The sequence below is a fragment of the Euzebya tangerina genome, assembly GCF_003074135.1.
Lineage (GTDB): Bacteria > Actinomycetota > Nitriliruptoria > Euzebyales > Euzebyaceae > Euzebya > Euzebya tangerina.
In genome coordinates, this window is record NZ_PPDK01000001.1 from 1,755,328 (window position 1) to 1,773,245 (window position 17,918).

The window sequence follows — 17,918 nt, forward strand, 5'->3', positions numbered from 1 at the left end:
CCCGCCTAGCTCGCGGCCGGCTCGAACCGGTATCCCGCCCCCCGCACCGTCTTGATGAAGTCCTCGCCCAGCTTCTGTCGCAGGTACCGGACGTAGACCTGCACCACGTTCGAGCCGGGGTCGAAGTCGTACCCCCAGACGTGACTGAGCAGCTGCTCCTGGCTGAGGACCTGACCGGGATGGCGCAGGAAGGTCTCGGCCAAGGCAAACTCGCGAGCCGTCAGGTCCACCGTGCGGCCTGCGACGATGGCTCGACGGGTCCGGAGATCCAGCTCGACCGGTCCGTGCGTGATCACCGTGGTCTCACGGTGCCCGGTGTCACGCAGCTGCACTCGGACGCGGGCCAGCAGCTCCTCGAAGGCGAACGGCTTGGTGAGGTAGTCGTCTGCTCCGGCGTTCAGCCCGTCGACGCGGTCGTTGATCTCGTCCCGGGCCGTGAGGATGATCACCGGGATGGTCAGCTGTCGTTGCCGCAACGCCGAGAGGACCTGCATCCCGTCGACACCGGGCAGGCCCAGGTCCAGCAGCAGAAGGTCGTAGTCATCGTCGTTGACCAGGGCGAGCACGTCTGCACCGTTGCTCAGGACCACCGTGCTGAACCCGTTGGACGTCAGGCCTCGTTGCAAGAACGAGGCGATTCGGTCTTCGTCCTCGGCGATCAGTATGCGGGGCATGGGGCCAACTCCTCGGCTGAGGTCGGAAGGGTCAGGATGAACGTCGCGCCCTGGCCGGGGCTGCTCTCGACCGACACCGTGCCGCCGTGGGCGGTGGCCACTGCCGAGACGATGGCCAGGCCCAGACCAGCGGAGCCATCATGCGCGGTACCCCGCTGCGCGAGCCGATTGAAGATCCGGGCCTGCTCCTCCTGCGGGATCCCCGGGCCCTGATCGCGGACGAATAGCACGAACTGGTCCTGCTCGAATCGGGCGCCCAACTCGATGGTGTCACCGGGCTCGGAGTGTCGTACTGCGTTCTCGATCAGGTTCATCACGGCCTGGGTGAGGCGCTGGGGGTCGGCTTCGATCACGCCGAACGCGGCCTCGGCCACGGCGAAGGTGTGATCGGGAAAGCCCTTGGTCTTCTCCATGAGCTCCGCGATCAGCAGATCCACGTCAACAGCCTCCAACCGCAGGAAGTCGGGTGCCTCGGCCTTGGCCATGAGCACCAGGTCGCCCACCAGTCGGTTCATCCGGTCCAACTCGTCGAAGATGATCGCGGTGGTGGCCTCGCGCTCTGCTGGGTCGTCGCTGAGCAGCTCGAGGTGGCCCCGGATGATGGTGATGGGTGTCCGGAGCTCGTGGCCCACGTCGTTGAGGAACTCGCGTTGGCCAGTGAACGCCGACTCAAGACGTGCCAGCATCTCGTTGAACGTGCGGGCGAGGTAGGCCACCTCGTCGTCGGTCGAGGGGACGGTGATGCGACGGCTGAGATCGGTGTCGTTGATCGCACGAGCCGTGTCGGTCATGGTCCGGATGGGGTCGAGCACACGTCCGGCGATGACCCAGGCGAGGCCGATCGCGAGCAGCATGACGGTGCTGAACACCAGCGCGCCGACCTGGGTCGCCTGTTGGATCTCTGCGCGCTCGCCGTCCAGCAGGAACGCCACGACGAACGTCCCGCGGGGGGTCGCGCCATCGAAGAGGGGGACGGCCAAGTAGCGGACGTCGCCGGCCGGGGTCGTGGCAGAACCTCGTTGCGGTTCGAGCAGTGTCGTCCACCGACTGACCAGCTCCTGCTGCTCCAGTAGCCGCCCCGGGCCTCGGGCGGCCCGGAACGGCTCGCCGTCCACGAACGTCAGCAGGCTCTCCCCGTCGTCCGGCACGTTGCGCTGCAGGAACGTCTCGAAGATGGCCTCGACGTCACCATCGAACGGCTCACCGGTTGTCGGGTTCGTGCCGCCGACCAGGCTGCGCAGCTCTTCGGTCTCCTGCACCAGCGCACTCTCGACCTCCTCCTCCAGCTGGGCGAGGAGCAGTTGGCGCTGCAGGAACAGGCTGGCGGCACCGGCCAGCAGGATGAGGAGCACGAACCAGCCGAGGATCTTGAGCCGTGCCGAGCGAGTCGCCGCGACCCGCTTGAGGGGTGATGCGCTAGTCATCGTCATCGGGGCCGTCGTCATCGGGGCCGTCGTCGTCGGGGCCGTCGTCATCGCCACCGTCATCGTCGTCGACAGGTGGTGGTGGAGGTGGAGGTGGTGGAGGTGGAGGTGGCGCGGGTGCAGCTGGCGGCGGGGGCGGTGGTGGAGCGACGTTCTGAACCTCCTCCGGCCCGTCGTCATCGTCGTCGGGGCCGTCGTCATCGTCTTCGGGCTCAAGCCCGTCGTCGTCGTCTGCTGGCAGCGGTGGCGGCGGTGGCGGCGGTGCCGGCCGTGGCGGTGGAGCCGGGGCTGGCGCCGGTTGGGCGGGAACAGGACTCTGCGGTCCGGCGTCGTCACCGGGCGTGCCAGGCGTTGCGGTCTGCGTCGGGCGAGGCTCAGCCGGCTGTGTCGGGGTGGGGGCTGCAGTCGGAGTCGATCGTGGCGTCGTCGAGGAGTCGGGCTCCGCAGATGTCGGTTCTGGCTGCCGGAGTTGGATGGGGTCGATCTCCACCGAACTGGCGGACGTGAGGGTGCCGGACACCCACGCCAGGGCAGCCCACACCACGCCGCCCACGAGGGCAGCAAGCAGAACACGAAGGGCAGCGGTCACAACGCCAGTGAGATTGCCACCACTCGCGGCGGCGTGGATGAGTCCCAGATGAGAGTTCTCTCATCTTCGCCTGCCAGCCCTGGCCTGCAGCGTCATCTCAATCGTCCAGCGTCACGACACCCGATTCCCCATCCAGGGTGATGTGGTCGCCGGTGGAGAGGCGACGTTGGACGTCGACGATCCCGGTGAGCGTCGGCACGCCCATCTCCCGCAGGATCAGCGCGCCATGCGACAGGTCACCACCCAGGTGCAGCAGCACCCCATCGACCTGACTGAAGGCGGTGGCCCAGCCCCCGTCGATCGCACGGGCGACCAGGATGACCGGCCCCTCCACCGGAGGGACGTCAGTCGGAGGTTCATGGCACACCCACGCCGTCCCCGACACCGAGCCGGCCACCAGCACCCGACCGGCCAACGGACCCTCGGCATCCTCCGGTCCGATGAGCGGAGCCGTCCGACCGACCGGGTCGGGCACGTAGACCGCTGCACGTCGTTCGCGCCGTGACCGCCGCTCCGCCAGGAAGTCAGCGTCCGGCCGCCATCCGTCATCCAGCGAGCGGGCCTCGTCGGTGGTCAACAGCCAGACGTCCTCCGGGTTCTCCAGGACGTTCGCGGCCGCCTGCAGGACCATGCGCCGGACCGTGCCGAACGCCTGCATGCCCTCGTCACGAAGTTGCTCGCGTGCAGTCAGGGACCGGCGCGCCGTCCACCACAAGGGCAGTGCCAGTGTTCCGGCAATCGTCGATCCGACGTCCGAGGAGCGTCCAGTTCGGTGCATCGCCGCTGCTCGTGCCCGCTCGAGCAGTTCGGGCTGCTCGGCGAACCGCGGCCGGGCCAGGTCAGACTCGTAGACCCCCCGGTGGCCATGCCGTGCCACCAGTGCGGTCGGTGAGACCCCTGCGGCCAGGTCACGGGCCAGTTGACCCGCTGGCGTCGGCGCTCGTCGCTGGACCTCGTCCAGCAATCCGAGCCGGCTGAGCAGGGAGACCTGCACCGCGTGCGCATTGGCCAGGGCGAACATGCCGGTCACCAAGCCGGCATAGGCTGCGGCCGCCGCATCGACGGCAGCCGACATCGCCGGCCCGTCCACCGACGTGGCAGACCTCGCGGCCAGTCGCGCGTCACGCTGCAGGGCGTGGCCTCGTGCCGCGGCGTCTCCCACGGCCGTGATCTGGCGTCGGGCGACACCGAGCAGGGCGGGGAGACTGCGCGCCAGGCGCGCCGGTGACAGCGGCTCGCCATCGGCCTCTCCCCCCATCGAATCGGCCAGCAGCGAGGTGGGCAGCCCCCAGGTGCGCAGGATGTCCTGCAGCAGCGAGTTGTTGAGCAGTGGTCGCCCGGCCCGCTCGACCATCAGGTCCCGCTGCACCGGCAGGCGCGGATCCAACGAGCCATACCACTCCAGCAACCGCGGACCGCATTCCACGATCAGCGACGTCATGAAGTCGCTCGGCAGATCAGGGAGGATCTCCGCGTGGTTGGCCAGCGTCAGGGTCTCGTTGCGGATGGTGGGCTGGAGCAGCGGCCGGACCTGGAGGAGCCAGCACGTCTCGCCGTCGTCTGCCCACTCCACATCCCAACCCGCTGAAGGCTCCACATCCCAACCCACCGCCGGATCGGGATTGCCCAGGACATGCCCGGGTCGCCGGCCGAACACCTGCCTCACCCCCGCCAGCAGATCGGCCAGACGACGCTGCCACGCCTCGTCGGCGTCGAGGTGCCTGTCCCGCCGTGGGAGCAGCACCTGATCGCCTTCCACGGAACCGCCGACCAGTCCGTCGGCCAGGCCCTCGGTGACCTCGATCAGATCGTCCAGGTACGGCTCCTCCAGCACCGCAACCCCGGCGTGCTGTGCCGCCACCTGGGTCATCACCAGCACCTCGGTCTGGGTCACCGACTCGTCTGCGGACGCCCGCACGCGCTGGACGGCCCCGGACAGACCCGCGTGACTCACCCCGAGCTCGGAGTGGAACCGGCCCGCGGCGCTGGTATCGAGCCCGTCCTCGGCATCGAAGGACGACCGGACGGCCAGTGGCTCACCCAGTGCACTGAGGACGGGGACGAGTTCGGCGGCGTCGACACCTGGTTGCAGGACGGCGAAGAGCGGTACGCGTAGGCCCGCGTCGGCGGCGAGCTGCAGCATCCGCGACTTGGGTGTCGTCGCGTGACCGGCGGCCCTCACCGATCCTCCCCGACCAGATCCCTGATCGCCTCCGCCACGACGCGGGCGTACTCGGGCGGGTCGTCGATCATCGGGAAGTGATCCCACGCCGGAATGGTGCGGACCTCGGCTTCGGGAAGGACGGCTCTGACGTCGTCTGCCATGTCCGCCGCAAGGACCTGCTCCTCCGCTCCCCACAGCACCACCGCGGGGGTCCGGCGCTGGGGTAGTGAGTCCCACCAGGCCGCGTTGATGATCTGGAACTGCTGGGCAAACGATTGGCACTCCGCATAGGCCGCCAGCACCGGGTCGACCCGTTCGGCTGGCGTTGAGTCCGCGAAGAAGCGACGCCTGATCAGCGGTCGCAGCAGCGGCGTGGCGATGCCCCGACGGACGATCTCGGCCACGGGCCGCTTGTTCATCACCCGGGGGATCACACGCGTGTCCAGTCGTGGGCCCACCGGCGCGTGCAGGATCACAGCGTCGACCAGGTCGTCGTGGTCGCGCAGGACCTCGAGGACGTGCGAGCCACCGATGCCGGTCCCGAGCGCGACCACGGGAGAGGGCAGTCCTTCCAGCCGACCTGCCAAGAAGTCGGCGTAGCCGGCCATGTCGGTGATCGTCGGGTCTGCGGCGGTCCCGCCGAAGCCGGGAAGGGTGGGCGCCATCACGTGCACGTCCTCGGGCAGGTGTGGGGTCATCCAGTCGAAGCGCTCACCACCGCCGCCGTTGCCGTGTACGGCGAGCAAGGAGATCGTCATGCGCCAACTCTCCCCGTCTGTCGCTGGAATGATCCAGGGTCAGGATCGAGGGACGACGTAGGTCCCCTGGGCGGTCGAGACGGGGCGATCGCGGTCCTCGTCACACCACACCCGCACGGTCCCGACGATCGTGCGCCTGCCGGGCTTGTCCAGCGTTGCCCTGGCCCACAGCACCGTGCCCTGGGCGGGGCGGAGGAAGCGGATGGACAGTTCCGAGGTGACGGCCATCAACTCGATCCGGCCGAGCACGACGAAGCTCAGGTACCACAGCGCACCGTCACACATGGCGAACTGCGTGGGTCCGCTGACCAACTCGCCGGGCCGCAGGACCTCGGGGCCGATCTCCTGCCGACAGACCACGTAGTCCTCGCCGATCTCGTGGCAGACGTACTGCTTCCCGGGCAACTCGTTGGCCAGGGAGGTGTTGATGAGGTCGGGGGTCAGCATCAACCCAAACTACCCAACAGGACGAGGGCCTCGGTCCGCGAGCGCACATCGAGCGTGGCGTAGGCGTGCTGGAGGTGCTTGCGGACGGTGGCCGGCGAGATCCCCAGGCTGGCGCCGATCTCGGCGTTCGACCCGCCGGTTCGCAGCGCCAGCAGCACCTCTGCCTCACGCGGCCGGAGACCGAACTGGGAGGTCAGCAGTGTGCTCAGATCCGCCGTGCTGAGCGGCTCGCTGCCGGGCCCGTTGCTGCTGCCTGGATCCACGGGGCTCGAGGCAACCTGGGGGACCACGCCACCAGCCGCCCGCACGAGCGGGACCAGTTCACGGCACGCCTCCCGCTCCGCGACGGGTGCCGCCTCCAGCAGCCCGATGGCGGCGTAGGCAGCGAATGCCCGGCCGGCCTCATCGGTTGCATCCTCGCCGCCCCGGTGCCGGGCCAGTGCTCGCAGCAGCATGATCCGCGGGACCTCGAACGGCTCCTGCTCGTCAAGGTCGATCGAGTGGGCCAACTCGAGCGCCGTGACGGGGTCGCCCAGCCGAGCCTCCAGCCCGAGCTCCGCGACGGCCACGGCCCGGGGGTCCTCGGCCCGGCGGTCCTGCGCGCGTGCCAGTCGCGCTCGGGCATCGGCCTCCAGCCCCGCGCGTGCCAGCGCGTCCGCGACCTGTGCGTAGAACAGCACACCGGTGACGGTCTCGAGCCAGTCCCCGGCGACGGCCTCAGCTCGTTGCACGGCGGCGAGCGTGGCCAGGCCCCGCCCGCGCATCGACTCACACGTCGCGCGGGCCCAGGCGGCGTACGCCACGTGTTGGTCGTCGTGCTGCAGCTCGGCCAACCGGGAGGCGATGTCGAGGTCTTGCTCGGCAGCCTCCAGGTCACCCAGCCACAGGTGCGTCTCCGCCCGATTGATCCGCCAGGCCGTCGCCTGTGTGTCGGGGCCGAGCATCGCCTCGATGCGATCGAAGGTCTCGACGACCTGCCGCAGCCGCCCCAGCTCGAGGAGCACCACCCACGCGAGGTCCCGCAACACCAGCGCCGCCTGCTCCAGGTCCCCGGCCCGCTCCGCGGCCTCAGCTGCGCGGCGCAGGCCCGCCTCAGCGGCCGCCACGCCGTCGCGACGTGCCAGCAGCAGCGCCAGCCCCTGCTCGAGGCGGCTGCGCGTTGCCAGGTCGCGGACGCTGCCAAGGAGCTCCTCGGCGGCATCGATGTCCGCCGGGTCGGGGGTCGGGGAGAAGTACGCCAGGTCGCGGAAGCGCTCTGCCTGCAGGGCAGCCGCGACCTCTGGAGCGTCGTCACGCAGCTTCGGCGCCCACGTCCGGACGTAGCTGTTGCGCTCCTCGTATCTCGCACTGGCCGTGAGCAGTCGGGCGATCTGGGTGTGGATGCCTGGCTGCGCGGCCCGGACCTGATCGTCGAAGGATCGCAGGACGGCCAGAACGGACGGCGTGAACGCGGCGGTGAGCTCATGCGACGGAGCGGCGGCCAGGCTGGCCGCAGCCAACTCCGCCTGATCGTTGGCCACCGCGTACCTCGCGGCCTCCAGATGCAACCCGCTGGCTGCGTAGACCTGTACGACCAGATCCACGACATCGTCGGTTGCGCGTGGGGGCGCGAGCAGGTCAGCGACCGGATCAGGCAACGTCCACAGACCGATCTCCGGGGTCTCCCACGGCAGTCCGGCGCGGACGACGGCTCTGACCGCATCATCGACCGCCAGCCGACGTGCCAGTCGCGCGTCCAGGACGGGGAGTCCAGCGGCCACGCCGGCGGCCTCCCTGGTCGCGGCCGGTACATCCGTCAGCATCCCGGAGACGACGGTTTCCAGCGCCACGTTGCTGTGGGCCAACTGGCGGGCCAGCTGGTCCGGGGAGGGGCTGGTGGCCAGAGCCCCGAGAATCGACCGGAGCACGGTCAGCCAACCACCGGTTCGCCGCACGAGCAGCTCGGACAGACCACGCGTCAGACCTGACGGCACCACGTCGGTCAGTAGCAGGTCGAACTCCTCGACCGTGAGCGCGAGATCGGCACCCCCCAGCACCACTCCCCGACGGCGTGCTGCGGCCACGTCGAGCTCTCTGCCCAGTGCGATCAACCGGTGCCGGCTGCCCTCGGCCTCGTGCAGCAGGGTGATCGAGTGGGCGATCGCCGCAACGGCCGGCCAGGTGAGTGGTGTGACCTCGTCGATCACGATCAAGTGCGGCCGGCGACGACGGCGCAGCGCCTCGGCCACACGGTCGGCAAGCCGGCTCCACGCCGCGTCCGCGGTGCCGGAGCCATCCAACTCCGTGTCACCCGGGGCGAGATCGGACAGACCGAGCGGATCGAGGATGCGGCCGGCTGCGTCAGCGACCCCCGTCATCTGGGCACCCGAGGTCCAGGCGACGTTGCCGCGGAAGCTGGCCGCGACCTCGCTGGCGAGGGTCGACTTGCCCCAGCCGCCACCAGCCACCACAACCGTTACCGCGTGGTCGGTGACACGACGGACCAACGCCGGCCGCGCCACGTGAGCATCGGGCAGGGGCGGCGGGGTCGACAGGACTGCCCGCGTCATCGCCCCGAATCCTAGTGACCTCTGACTCAGGTCACGAGTGCCGGTTCCGGCGCGCTGACCGGTTGGAGTGCCCTGAGCGTTATCGCATCAGGCGGCCAGCGGGGTGGACCGCGGTGCCGCGCGGACCGCCGGCGCATCGGTCGATCGCAGTGCGGTCAGCAGGAGCGCCTCCTCGCGCAGACCTGGAGGCAGCCGGTCGAGGACCAACCGGCGCAGGAGCGGGTGGGTGAACACCAGGTGCCCGTGCGCGTCGTGCCGCAGCGGCCCATCTGCTGCGACGGCCTCGTCCAGGGTGTGCTGGTCGACTGCAGTTGGCTCTCGGACCACACCGAGCGCAACCTGCTCGACCAACGCGATGACGCCGCGGCTGTGGCGCCCGAGGCCCTTGCCGATGGCGGTGACGATCGGTGAGGGCACTCGCTCGGTGGTGCTCAGATGAGCCAGAGCGCCAGGAGTGACCCGTGTTGTCCGACAGATGTCGGCCAGGCCGATCACGGGGTCGGGCGAGTGGCCGACCAGTGTCATCAGGATCCGCACGTCAGATGCTGGGACCTTGGCCAACCGCGCCAACTCCTGGACGGCCAGCGGGCTCAGCTCGGAGAGGGCAACCTCCGACCGTCCGGGAACCCCGCAGCTGGCGGTCCGGCTGGTGGCCAGCACGCGACAGTCCACCTGGCGAAGGGCATCCACGAGCACCTCGCGGCTGAGCGGTGCCAGCCGGTCGACATCATCCAGCACCAGCAGCGAGGTGTCCCGCAGCCTGAGCGTGAGCCGCTGGACCAGGTCCTCCAGCCGGCTCGGGCCCGACGTTCGGTCCATCTCCTCCGGCGAGCTGTCCGTTGAGCCCGCCTGCGCCACAGCATCACGGATGCTGGCCAGCGCGGTCATCCGGCTCTGGCCGCACGCCATCGTCATCGTCGGTCCGGGCCAGTCCCGCGCGAGGGCCTGGACGATCCTGCTCTTGCCCGACCCAGAGGTACCGACGAGGAGCACAGTGGCGCCACTCGTGAGCCGGCGTCGGATCAGGTTGATGTCCTCCGTCCGGCCGACCAGCGGCTGCGTTGCCGTCTCGGCCTGGCTCCGAGTGGTCTCCCAGATCCACGCCTCCAGGCCACGCAGCGCCGGCCCGGGCGACTCGCCACGCAGGTCGGCGATGCTGCGGCACGCCTTGCGGTAGAGCGCCGCGGCATCCAGTCGGCGGCCCAGTGCGAGCAGCAGCTCGACCTCCTGGACCCACGGGTCGTCCAGCTGCGGGGCGGAGATGCGGCGCCTGGTGGCCAGCACGAGGGCATCGGTGATCTTGCCGGCTTGCTGGAGGATGCGAACCTGCTGGCCCAGCGCCTCGTCGAACGCACGATGCAACCGGCTGCGCTCGCCGAGGACCTCCGGAAGGTCCGGCAGATCGGCGAACCACGATGGTCGTCCGACCTGGGTGCCCCCCAGCTCGCTGGATCCAGCCAGGCCGTCGCCCACCCGGATCGTCATCTCGTCAAGCCAATCGATGTCGGTGGTTGCCGTCGATGGGAGCCGATATCGACCGTGATCCAGTGTCAGGTTGAGCCCAGTCTTCCGACGGATCCGGGAGATCGAGTTGTGCAGGGACTGCCGGGCGGCCTTGGGTGCCTGACCGTCCGGCCAGCGCATCTCGGACAGACCATCGAGGGTGAGGCCCCGGTCGCGATGCAGGACCAGTGCGGCCACGACGACTCGTTCGCCGGGCGAGAGGGGGACGGCGGTCCCGTCGACGGTCACCGTCGTGGGGCCGTCGACCGTGATCAGGGTGGTCCGGGATCGTGAGGATGTGGGGGCGTTCTCGGCTGGTGGGCTGACTGCGAAGGTGCTCATGGCCGCAGCGTCGGGCCCGACGCTGTGACCGCGCTTCGCGGAAGCGCGTAGTACCGCCGAACCTCGCCGATGATCGCGGGCGGGATCAGAGCCCTTCGATGGTCTCGAGCATGACGTTCACACCCTGCCGGCGGTACTGCTCCCCACCCAATTGGTCTGGGACAAGTTGAGGGTCGGTGTTCGCCAGCATCGTGCCGCTGAAGTTGACCCGTTGTCCGGCCACCGGGACGTAGTTGCCGGGGACCGACTCGCCGTAGCAGACGAACACCCGGTTGGCGTCGTTCGTGCCGATCCAGAAACCAGCACCATCGACGACCTGCTGGATGAGTGCCTGGGTCCCGATGATGGTCTGGTCGGTGAAGCTGACCAGTGCGGCATCGTCGACCGGGAAGAGGCTCCTGCCGTCGGCGGCCGTCACCATCCCGGGGTTGTCGGCCGGGACCGGTGGCGGATCGACCGGGGCGTTCGGATCAGGCGGTGCCGCCGGGTCGGCGGGCGCGTTCGGGTCGGCCGGCGCGTTCGGATCAGGCGGTGGCGCCGGGTCGGCCGGGGCGTTCGGGTCCACCGGCTCGGGGGTTGGTGCGGGTGTCGGCGTCGGGGTTGGTGTGGGGGTTGGCGTTGGCGTCGGTGTGGGCGTAGGGGTTGGTGTGGGGGTTGGCGTTGGCGTGGGCGTCGGGGTCGGCGTGGGGGTCGGTGTGGGCGTTGGCGTTGGCGTCGGGGTCGGCGCCTCGACAACGCTGGGCGTCGGCGTCGGACCCGCATCCTCGTCCGCGTCGTCGTTCACGAGCAGGGCCGCGAGCAGGCCCAGGATGATGAGGCTCTGGATGGCGATGATCGCGTACAGCACCGACCGCTTGACCCGCACCTTCTGCGCTGGTTGGGCGTCAGGGTCGGCCGCGGGGTCGCCGGGCAGTCCCTCCTCGCCGCCGGGCGTGTCCGATGGCAGTGACGAGATCGTGTCCGCTGCGGTCGGCCCGGCGACGGCCGGCCCGGCGGGGCCGCCTGGCTGTTCTGGCCCAGGCCCACCCGGACCGGGTGGGGCAGTGGGCGGCACGGTCGGGGGTTCATCGGGCGGTGCGGCGGGGCGGGGAGCCCCGGGCGGTGGCGTCGGCGGGGCTGGTGGAGGCGTGGCCGACCAGCCATCGGACCGACCGCGAACAGGCGTGCGGGCAATCGTCTCGTCGATCGGCCGGCCGCCCGGCGCTCCAGGAGGCGGCGGTGGAGGTGGTGACGACGGCGGTGGTCCCGGGGTGCTGCTCATCGCCCTTACTGTGCCAAGAGTCGCCCCCGATTTCGCATGTCCGGTGCGAGGAGCTGTGGTGAGGAAGGCCCCTCGCTACTGTTCCGACGTGTCTGCATCGACCGGGATCGAGAAGGCCCGGTCGGTCGGCGGGGCAGGCATCAGTGACCGGGAACGCACCGTGCTGTTGGCCATGTCGATGGCACTCGTCGCTCTTGGCATCGACCTGTTGCTGCCGGCCTTCCCCGAGATCCGTGCCGATCTCGGGCTGGCGGCTGACTCCAACGCCGTGGCTGGCCTGGTCACCACCTACTTCGTCGGGCTGGCCGTCGGGCAGCCGCTGTTCGGGCCGCTGTCCGATCAGTTCGGCCGCAAGCCGCTGTTGCACGCCTCGTTCGTGCTGTACGGCCTGGGCGCGGTCATCACAGCGGTTGCGCCGTCGCTCCCCCTCCTGTTGGCGGCGCGCTTCCTCTGGGGTCTGGGAGCCGCTGGGCCTCGGGTCCTCACCATCGCCATCGTCCGAGACCGGTACGAGGGCGAGGCGATGTCGCGCGCCATGTCGCTCATCATGTCGATCTTCATCCTGGTCCCCGCCGTGGCGCCGAGCCTCGGCGCGCTCGGCGTTGCCCTCGTCTCCTGGCGCTGGATGGCGGTGGCCTGCCTGCTCGCCGGCTTGGCGATGCTGGGCTGGGCGACCCGGCTGCGAGAGTCGCTGGCGCCGGAGCATCGTCGACCGATGAGCCTCGGCTCCCTCGTGGAGGCGGCGAAGATCGTGCTGTCGGACCGCCAGACCGTGCTGTTCAGCCTCGCGATGACGATGCTCTACGGCAGCTTCACGTCCTACATCGGCTCCTCAGAGCTCATCTACGCCGACGTCTTCGACGCCGAGGCTCTATTCCCGATCCTGTTCGGTGGAGTGGCGCTGCTGATGGGCGGGGCCATGTTGGTCAACGCGCGGTTCGTCCACCGGTTCGGATCACGACGGCTCTCCGTGTCGGCAATGGGCGTCTATCTGTCCGCAGCGGCGCTCATGGTCGCCTCGGCGGTGCTGACGAACGGTCGTCCGCCCCTCGTCGTCTATCTGATCGCCGTGTCCCTCGCGATGGGCTGCCACGCGATCCTCATCCCCAACCTCAACGCCATGGCAATGATCCCGATGGCTGCCGTGGCGGGGATGGCCTCCTCGATCATCGGAGCCGTCCAGATCGCGGCTGGTGCGCTGATCGGGTCGCTGATCGATCGGGCCTTCGACGGAACGGTGACGCCGTTGTCGGCCGGGTTCGCACTGCTCGGTGCTGTTGCGGCGGTGCTGATGGGGGCCGGGTTGCGGGAGAAGGCGCCGGCGCCAGCTGAACTCGTGGGGTGAGCGCCTCGCTCAGCCTCTGCGGTTGGTCGGGCTATAGCCCTCGACGACTGTGGTCGACCGGGCTTGTGCTGAGTCGGGGTCCTCGCCGAACTCCCGCTTCGCACGCCGCTGACGGAGCAGATCCCAGCACTGGTCAAGCCCCTCTTCGAGCTCCGTCATGCGGGCGCGCTCATCCTCGTCGAGGGCGTGATCGGGCTGTGCGCGCAGCTCGTCCTCCTCGTCGACGAGTTGGTGGATGCGGCGGAGGATGGCAGCGTCGTCCATTGCGCGATGCTACGCCGTAGCGGGCAATCCCGGCGTGGATGACGCTGCGAACGGTCCTAGCCGGCTCGATCAGACGCCGTCTGCAGCTCATCGATGAGGCTGGACGCCTCGGCCTTGGTGAGGTCGGCCGGAACCGTCTGTCCGGTCTCCTCGGCGAGGGTGGCCAGGTAGGACTGCTGGGCGCCCGTCATGGGTTCGTCGCCGGTCACCCACGTGTCAGGGTCCTTCTCGGTGTTGGAGTGGTCGGGGTCGGGCCGGGTGATGTTGGTGGTCATGGCGGAGTAGTACCCGCTGGTGCGGCTCAACGAACGTGTGTTCGTTTCTTGGATCTCGATCAGCAGGGGATTGGTCGTGAGAGAATCGCTCACATGGCATCTGACTCGCACCGCTCGATCACGCTCACCCGACTGGACACTGGGGTGTATCGCGCCACGAATCCGACTGGTGCCAGCATCGAGTTCGGCAGTCTCATGGAGGACGGGTTGAGCCCGGTCGAGCTGCTCCTCGCAGCGATCGCCGGGTGTTCCGCCGTCGATGTGGACGTCGTCACCAGCCGCCGGACCGAGCCGGAGGACTTCACCGTCCGAATCGGGGCGGAGTACGTCCGGGACGACAGCGGCAACATCCTGACCGACATCCGCATGACCTTCGACCTCACGTTCCCCGAGGGGGAGGATGGCGACAAGGCCCGGCGGGTGATCCCGGGTGCGGTGAAGACCTCCCACGACCGCACCTGCACGGTCAGTCGGACGGTCGAGGCAGCTACGCCGGTGGTCGTGGACATCCTCTGATCGGATGCCAGTGGGATTCTCAGTCGGCTGCGCGTGCTGTGTTCGTGGTCGCACGCGCCGAGACGCTGGCCTCCGAGCCGGTGGGGTTCTCAGCCAGCTGCGCGTGCTCGGATCGCGGCCGTGCCCCAGCGCGCGAACCGCTTCCAGAACCACCGCTGGACCAGCCGTGACGCACCCCGCCAACCCTTGCGCATCTGGGCGTCGACGCCGATCCGAACCCGAGTTGCAGCACCGCCCGACGTCTCCTCCAGCCAGAACTGCAACCTGACCGGTCGACAGATCCGCGGGGAGATCATGTAGGCACCGTAGGTGTAGGCCAGATCGCGGTACCGCGGCGCGTCGACCTCGCCGATCACGCCCGAGAAGTTCATCAGCGGACCGTGGTGGGTGGTGAGCACCCCCTCGGTGAACCCTGCGGCGGCGCCAGTCCGGGGATCGAGGAACTCCACCCGCCAGGGCCAGATCTGACCCTCGATGAACGTTGCCGGATCGCAGATCCACGCCCAGACGTCATCTCGTGGATGCGGGATGGTGACGGTGGTCTCCAGGTGTTGCAGACGATGCGTCGGAGGGCAGGCGGCCACGGGCAGTTGGTGATCCATGCGTCAATACTCCCCACCAACAGATGGTCCATGCGGCACGCGGTCCTGCGGCAGGCGACAGATGGCCCACCGCCATGGACGGGCCATCTGGTGGCAAGCCAGGTGACTGCGCTCATCCTGCTCGCCTCGAAGCCCCGCCCCCTACCAGCTTCGCAGGGTCCATCCTGACTCAGTCGACGCCGGTGGGACAATCATCACTTCGGACCAGACTCGCGTGGTCCCCGTGCACTACTCCTGCGACGGGCAACGCGTGGGCGGGTGTCGCAGGTTGCCCTGGCCACGTGGAAGGGGCGGGCCCGATCCGGGTACACTGCCCGCCCGACCGGCCGACCTACATCCCACAAGGTTCCACCAGATGCTCAAGCGTTCGATCGCTGTACTCATGCTCTCCGGGCTCCTGCTCGTGGGGGCCGTGGCCACGACCGCGGGTGCTGCAGAGGGCGGCGGAGAGTTCACGGAGTACGAGGAGATCGTCGAGGGTGCCGGTGAAGCGGGGGGCGAGTTCCTGCCGGACGAGTACGAGATCCCCGGGTTCTTCGACTACATCCGGTTCCCCCTGATCGCCCTCGGCGTGGTGGTCACCGGCGGCGTCCTGAGCTACTACCTGATCGCCCAGCCACGGTTCCAACGAGAGGCTGAAGAGAAATCTCGTCGGTAACGCCCGTCCCGGAGGGCTCCGCCGAGGTGGGCAAGGCCACCCTTGCTGACTGGGCGTTGGCGGGCAGGGTCGGGCGCCAGGTCGCGGCGTTGTCCGCCGTCAAGGCCACGGGCGAGGACGTTGCTCGCATCCGCGCGTCGGTCGATCGGTCGGTGCGTCTGGCCGATGAGCCGAGTCGCGCCGCAACCGGGCTGGGGGACGGCCTCGGTGCGGCGACGGCGCGTGTGGTCAGCCGGGGCCAGTGGATCGACGCCAACCTCTCCTCGATGCAGTACCTGACCGACCCGCACGCCGAACGGCTGCTCCGTCGGTCGAGTTTCCCCGCCGGTCTGTCGCGCCGCGCCGTGGCGGTTCAGGTCGGCTCGGTCTTCGGCTACCTGTCCACCCGCGTCCTGGGGCAGTACGAGGTCTTCCTGCCAGGCGGTGAGACGCCCGGCCGGCTCACCCTGGTGGGCCCGAACCTCTTGCAGGTCGAGCGCGACCTGGCGGGCGAGTCCGACATCGACGCCGACGAGTTGATCCTCGGCATCGTCCTGCACGAGCTGGGACATCGGCTGCAGTTCGAGGCCGTCCCGTGGCTGCGGCCGCACCTCCGCGGGATCATGGACGAGTACCTCTCCGGCACCCAGATCGATCCCGAGCGGGTCCGGGCGGGCCTTGCCAGCATCGTCAGCCGGGCCACCAGCGGTGACCTCGGCCTGCGGGATGTGATGGAGGCATTCCTGACGCCGGAGCAAGCCGACAAACTCGAGGACGCCCAGGCGGTCATGAGCCTGCTGGAGGGGCACGGCAACGTCGTCATGGACTGGGGCGCCGAGATCATGGGCCCCAAGGGGGTCGACCCCGCCCGGGTCCGGACAGCGCTCAACCGCCGGCGGGCCGCGACCGGTGGGGCGGGCAAGCTGGTCGGCAAGGCCCTCGGAATGGGCCTGAAGGCCGCGCAGTACTCGATGGGCGAGACGTTCATCGCCGAGGTCGCCGAACGTCACGGCCGCGAGGCGTTCAACCGGGTCTGGGAGTCCCCGGACCACATCCCGACCCTCGAGGAGTTGGCCGACCCCGACGGCTGGGCCGAGCGGATCGCGCCGGCGGCCTGAGTGACTCGGGTCGGACGACGTGGCCTCTGCGCCTGACGGCGCCCTAGCGGATCTGGTCGACCGGGTTCGGAACGCCTCGTTCGGTGAGGCGGCCGTTGCCGAGGGGGCCTCCGTCGTGGTCGGGGTGTCCGGAGGCCCCGACAGCGTGGCGCTGCTGCACCTGCTGCGGCTGGCCCGCCCGGACCTCCACCTCCTGGCCGCCCACGTCCGGCATGGACTGCGGGATGACTCGGAGGACGCGGCGGCGGCTGCGGCGTCGGCGGCAACTCTCGGGGTTCCCTTCGTCGAGCGGTCCGTGACCGTCGAGGAGGGGTCGGGGCCGGAGGACTCGGCTCGGCGAGCGCGGTGGGGAGCACTGGCGCGGGAGGCCCAGCGCGTCGGGGCGACCGCCGTCGCCGTGGGTCACACGATGGACGACCAGGCTGAGACCGTGCTGCTCCGCATTGCCCGGGGGACGGGGATCGGCGGACTCGGTGGGATGGCGCCCACGTCCCCGCTCCCGGTTGCGCCTGGTGCCGATGCTGCTGATCACGCCGGACAGGTCGTGGTGATCCGACCCTTGCTGGGCGAGCGACGCGAGGTGGTCCGCCAGGCCGCCGCCGGGTACCGGACCGTGGCGGATCCGACGAATGCCGATGCCGACCAACGTCGTGCTCGCGCGCGGGCCGAGGCCCTCCCAGCGCTTCGCCGGTTGCACCCGAGCGAGGCCGACGTGGTGCCGCTGCTGGCGCGGCTGGCCGGGTTCGCTCGAGCTGGCTCGGGTGCGGGCCGCGAGTGGTCGCCGGAACGGCCGGAGGAGCAGGCCGCCGTGTCGCGCTTCGGATGTGCCGTCGACCTGACCACGACCCGGGATCGTCCGTTGCACGAGGACGACGACGCTCTCCGGATCGCGTGGCGGCTGTTGCCGGATGGGCCGGTGTGGCCGGGACCGGGTGTGTTGACCCGGCTGGGCCGGCTGGGCCCCGGTGAGCGGTGCGATCTGCCCTCCGGTGTGCGCGCCACCCGCGTGGGGAGGGTCACTGCGCCGGTGACCGACCGCGTGGTGCTGTGCCCGGTGGATCGTCTCTGGCTGCCTCGGCTCTCGGTGCCGCGAGACCAGGACGTACTCGTTCCCGGCTTCGGACTGCTGCGCTGGACCGTCGTCGGGGCGTGGGGGGCATCTGACCAGCTGCCGGCTGGTCCGGACCCGGTGGCCTGGTCGGCCTGGAACTGGCAGATCGAGCTGCCGGTGGCAGGGACGGTCCTCGCGGTTCGCGGCCGGCGTGCCGAGGGGGAGCGGTCCCTCCGGCGGGTCCTGCAGCGCTACCCCGAACCCCTCCGTGGGCAGGTTCCGCTGCTGGTCGATGACGCAGACCGGGTGGTGATGGCCGGCCCGGTGCCGCTCCGACCACCCGGCCGGCCCGCGGATCACCGCATTCGGGTGGTGGCGAGTCCGGGGTGACCCGTAGGG

17 protein-coding genes are annotated in these 17,918 nt (G+C 69.9%); 5 read left to right on the forward strand and 12 right to left on the reverse strand.

Annotated features, from left to right (window positions below):
• Nucleotides 1–5 precede the first annotated feature (5 nt).
• The 9 genes from C1746_RS08120 to C1746_RS22455 all read right to left on the reverse strand — a co-directional run bounded on the left by C1746_RS08120 (nt 6) and on the right by C1746_RS22455 (nt 11,711).
• Nucleotides 6–674, reverse strand: a complete 669-nt coding sequence (locus tag C1746_RS08120; RefSeq protein WP_116714126.1) for a response regulator transcription factor — start codon at nt 672–674, stop codon at nt 6–8.
• Nucleotides 659–2,098: a sensor histidine kinase gene (locus C1746_RS08125; RefSeq protein WP_162867527.1), complete on the reverse strand. Its 1,440-nt coding sequence runs from the start codon at nt 2,096–2,098 to the stop codon at nt 659–661. The genes C1746_RS08120 and C1746_RS08125 overlap by 16 nt, the downstream gene beginning before the upstream one ends.
• Nucleotides 2,091–2,687 (reverse strand): hypothetical protein, encoded by a 597-nt coding sequence (locus tag C1746_RS21980; protein ID WP_162867528.1) that lies wholly within the window; start codon nt 2,685–2,687, stop codon nt 2,091–2,093. Before C1746_RS21980 ends, C1746_RS08125 begins: the two co-directional genes overlap by 8 nt.
• A gap of 97 nt (nt 2,688–2,784) precedes the next feature.
• On the reverse strand, nt 2,785–4,869 hold the full coding sequence (locus C1746_RS08135) for a PEP-utilizing enzyme (RefSeq protein WP_162867529.1): 2,085 nt from the start codon (nt 4,867–4,869) through the stop codon (nt 2,785–2,787).
• Nucleotides 4,866–5,609 (reverse strand): alpha/beta fold hydrolase, encoded by a 744-nt coding sequence (locus C1746_RS08140; protein ID WP_116714129.1) that lies wholly within the window; start codon nt 5,607–5,609, stop codon nt 4,866–4,868. Before C1746_RS08140 ends, C1746_RS08135 begins: the two co-directional genes overlap by 4 nt.
• 39 nt (nt 5,610–5,648) lie before the next feature.
• Nucleotides 5,649–6,056 (reverse strand): PaaI family thioesterase, encoded by a 408-nt coding sequence (locus C1746_RS08145; RefSeq protein WP_116714130.1) that lies wholly within the window; start codon nt 6,054–6,056, stop codon nt 5,649–5,651.
• Nucleotides 6,056–8,605, reverse strand: a complete 2,550-nt coding sequence (locus C1746_RS08150) for a helix-turn-helix transcriptional regulator (RefSeq protein ID WP_116714131.1) — start codon at nt 8,603–8,605, stop codon at nt 6,056–6,058. The genes C1746_RS08145 and C1746_RS08150 overlap by 1 nt, the downstream gene beginning before the upstream one ends.
• Nucleotides 8,606–8,692: 87 nt before the next feature.
• Entirely contained in the window at nt 8,693–10,450 is a 1,758-nt protein-coding gene (locus C1746_RS08155; protein ID WP_116714132.1) for an AfsR/SARP family transcriptional regulator, read from the reverse strand.
• A gap of 85 nt (nt 10,451–10,535) precedes the next feature.
• Nucleotides 10,536–11,711, reverse strand: a complete 1,176-nt coding sequence (locus C1746_RS22455; RefSeq protein ID WP_205711770.1) for a hypothetical protein — start codon at nt 11,709–11,711, stop codon at nt 10,536–10,538.
• An 88-nt stretch (nt 11,712–11,799) separates the two neighbouring features.
• Between C1746_RS22455 and C1746_RS08165 the strand changes: the two genes are divergently transcribed.
• On the forward strand, nt 11,800–13,056 hold the full coding sequence (locus C1746_RS08165) for a Bcr/CflA family efflux MFS transporter (RefSeq protein WP_116714133.1): 1,257 nt from the start codon (nt 11,800–11,802) through the stop codon (nt 13,054–13,056).
• A gap of 9 nt (nt 13,057–13,065) precedes the next feature.
• Here the strand turns inward: C1746_RS08165 and C1746_RS08170 are convergent, their stop codons facing one another.
• The gene (locus tag C1746_RS08170; RefSeq protein ID WP_116714134.1) at nt 13,066–13,320 is read right to left on the reverse strand and encodes a DUF2630 family protein; all 255 of its coding nucleotides are present in this window, start codon (nt 13,318–13,320) and stop codon (nt 13,066–13,068) included.
• A gap of 56 nt (nt 13,321–13,376) precedes the next feature.
• The gene (locus C1746_RS08175) at nt 13,377–13,595 is read right to left on the reverse strand and encodes a DUF3072 domain-containing protein (protein WP_116715626.1); all 219 of its coding nucleotides are present in this window, start codon (nt 13,593–13,595) and stop codon (nt 13,377–13,379) included.
• Between the two features lie 93 nt (nt 13,596–13,688).
• Here C1746_RS08175 and C1746_RS08180 point away from each other — a divergent pair, with 93 nt between their 5' ends.
• Nucleotides 13,689–14,111 carry an OsmC family protein gene (locus C1746_RS08180; protein WP_116714135.1) on the forward strand — a complete coding sequence of 141 codons (423 nt, stop codon included), beginning with the start codon at nt 13,689–13,691 and terminating at the stop codon, nt 14,109–14,111.
• Nucleotides 14,112–14,200: 89 nt separating this feature from the next.
• Here the strand turns inward: C1746_RS08180 and C1746_RS08185 are convergent, their stop codons facing one another.
• On the reverse strand, nt 14,201–14,713 hold the full coding sequence (locus tag C1746_RS08185) for an SRPBCC family protein (protein ID WP_116714136.1): 513 nt from the start codon (nt 14,711–14,713) through the stop codon (nt 14,201–14,203).
• Between the two features lie 355 nt (nt 14,714–15,068).
• On the opposite strand from C1746_RS08185, the gene C1746_RS08190 reads away from it, so the two are divergent.
• The 3 genes from C1746_RS08190 to tilS are packed head-to-tail and all read left to right on the forward strand — an operon-like array spanning nt 15,069 to nt 17,909.
• Entirely contained in the window at nt 15,069–15,371 is a 303-nt protein-coding gene (locus C1746_RS08190; RefSeq protein WP_116714137.1) for a hypothetical protein, read from the forward strand.
• Between the two features lie 26 nt (nt 15,372–15,397).
• The gene (locus tag C1746_RS08195; RefSeq protein WP_162867530.1) at nt 15,398–16,468 is read left to right on the forward strand and encodes a zinc-dependent metalloprotease; all 1,071 of its coding nucleotides are present in this window, start codon (nt 15,398–15,400) and stop codon (nt 16,466–16,468) included.
• Nucleotides 16,469–16,487: 19 nt separating this feature from the next.
• A complete protein-coding gene (tilS, locus tag C1746_RS08200) occupies nt 16,488–17,909 on the forward strand; it encodes a tRNA lysidine(34) synthetase TilS (protein ID WP_116714139.1) in 1,422 nt (473 codons plus the stop codon).
• Nucleotides 17,910–17,918 lie beyond the last annotated feature (9 nt).

What these genes read in the sequence shown, in the direction of transcription:
- C1746_RS08180 (WP_116714135.1), top strand. Translation starts at nt 13,689, where the DNA reads ATGGCATCTGACTCGCACCGCTCGATCACGCTCACCCGACTGGACACT.
- C1746_RS22455 (WP_205711770.1), bottom strand. Translation starts at nt 11,711, where the DNA reads ATGAGCAGCACCCCGGGACCACCGCCGTCGTCACCACCTCCACCGCCG.
- C1746_RS08170 (WP_116714134.1), bottom strand. Translation starts at nt 13,320, where the DNA reads ATGGACGACGCTGCCATCCTCCGCCGCATCCACCAACTCGTCGACGAG.
- C1746_RS08125 (WP_162867527.1), bottom strand. Translation starts at nt 2,098, where the DNA reads ATGACTAGCGCATCACCCCTCAAGCGGGTCGCGGCGACTCGCTCGGCA.
- C1746_RS08140 (WP_116714129.1), bottom strand. Translation starts at nt 5,609, where the DNA reads ATGACGATCTCCTTGCTCGCCGTACACGGCAACGGCGGCGGTGGTGAG.
- C1746_RS08175 (WP_116715626.1), bottom strand. Translation starts at nt 13,595, where the DNA reads ATGACCACCAACATCACCCGGCCCGACCCCGACCACTCCAACACCGAG.
- C1746_RS08185 (WP_116714136.1), bottom strand. Translation starts at nt 14,713, where the DNA reads ATGGATCACCAACTGCCCGTGGCCGCCTGCCCTCCGACGCATCGTCTG.
- C1746_RS08145 (WP_116714130.1), bottom strand. Translation starts at nt 6,056, where the DNA reads ATGCTGACCCCCGACCTCATCAACACCTCCCTGGCCAACGAGTTGCCC.
- C1746_RS08150 (WP_116714131.1), bottom strand. Translation starts at nt 8,605, where the DNA reads ATGACGCGGGCAGTCCTGTCGACCCCGCCGCCCCTGCCCGATGCTCAC.
- C1746_RS08190 (WP_116714137.1), top strand. Translation starts at nt 15,069, where the DNA reads ATGCTCAAGCGTTCGATCGCTGTACTCATGCTCTCCGGGCTCCTGCTC.
- C1746_RS08155 (WP_116714132.1), bottom strand. Translation starts at nt 10,450, where the DNA reads ATGAGCACCTTCGCAGTCAGCCCACCAGCCGAGAACGCCCCCACATCC.
- C1746_RS08120 (WP_116714126.1), bottom strand. Translation starts at nt 674, where the DNA reads ATGCCCCGCATACTGATCGCCGAGGACGAAGACCGAATCGCCTCGTTC.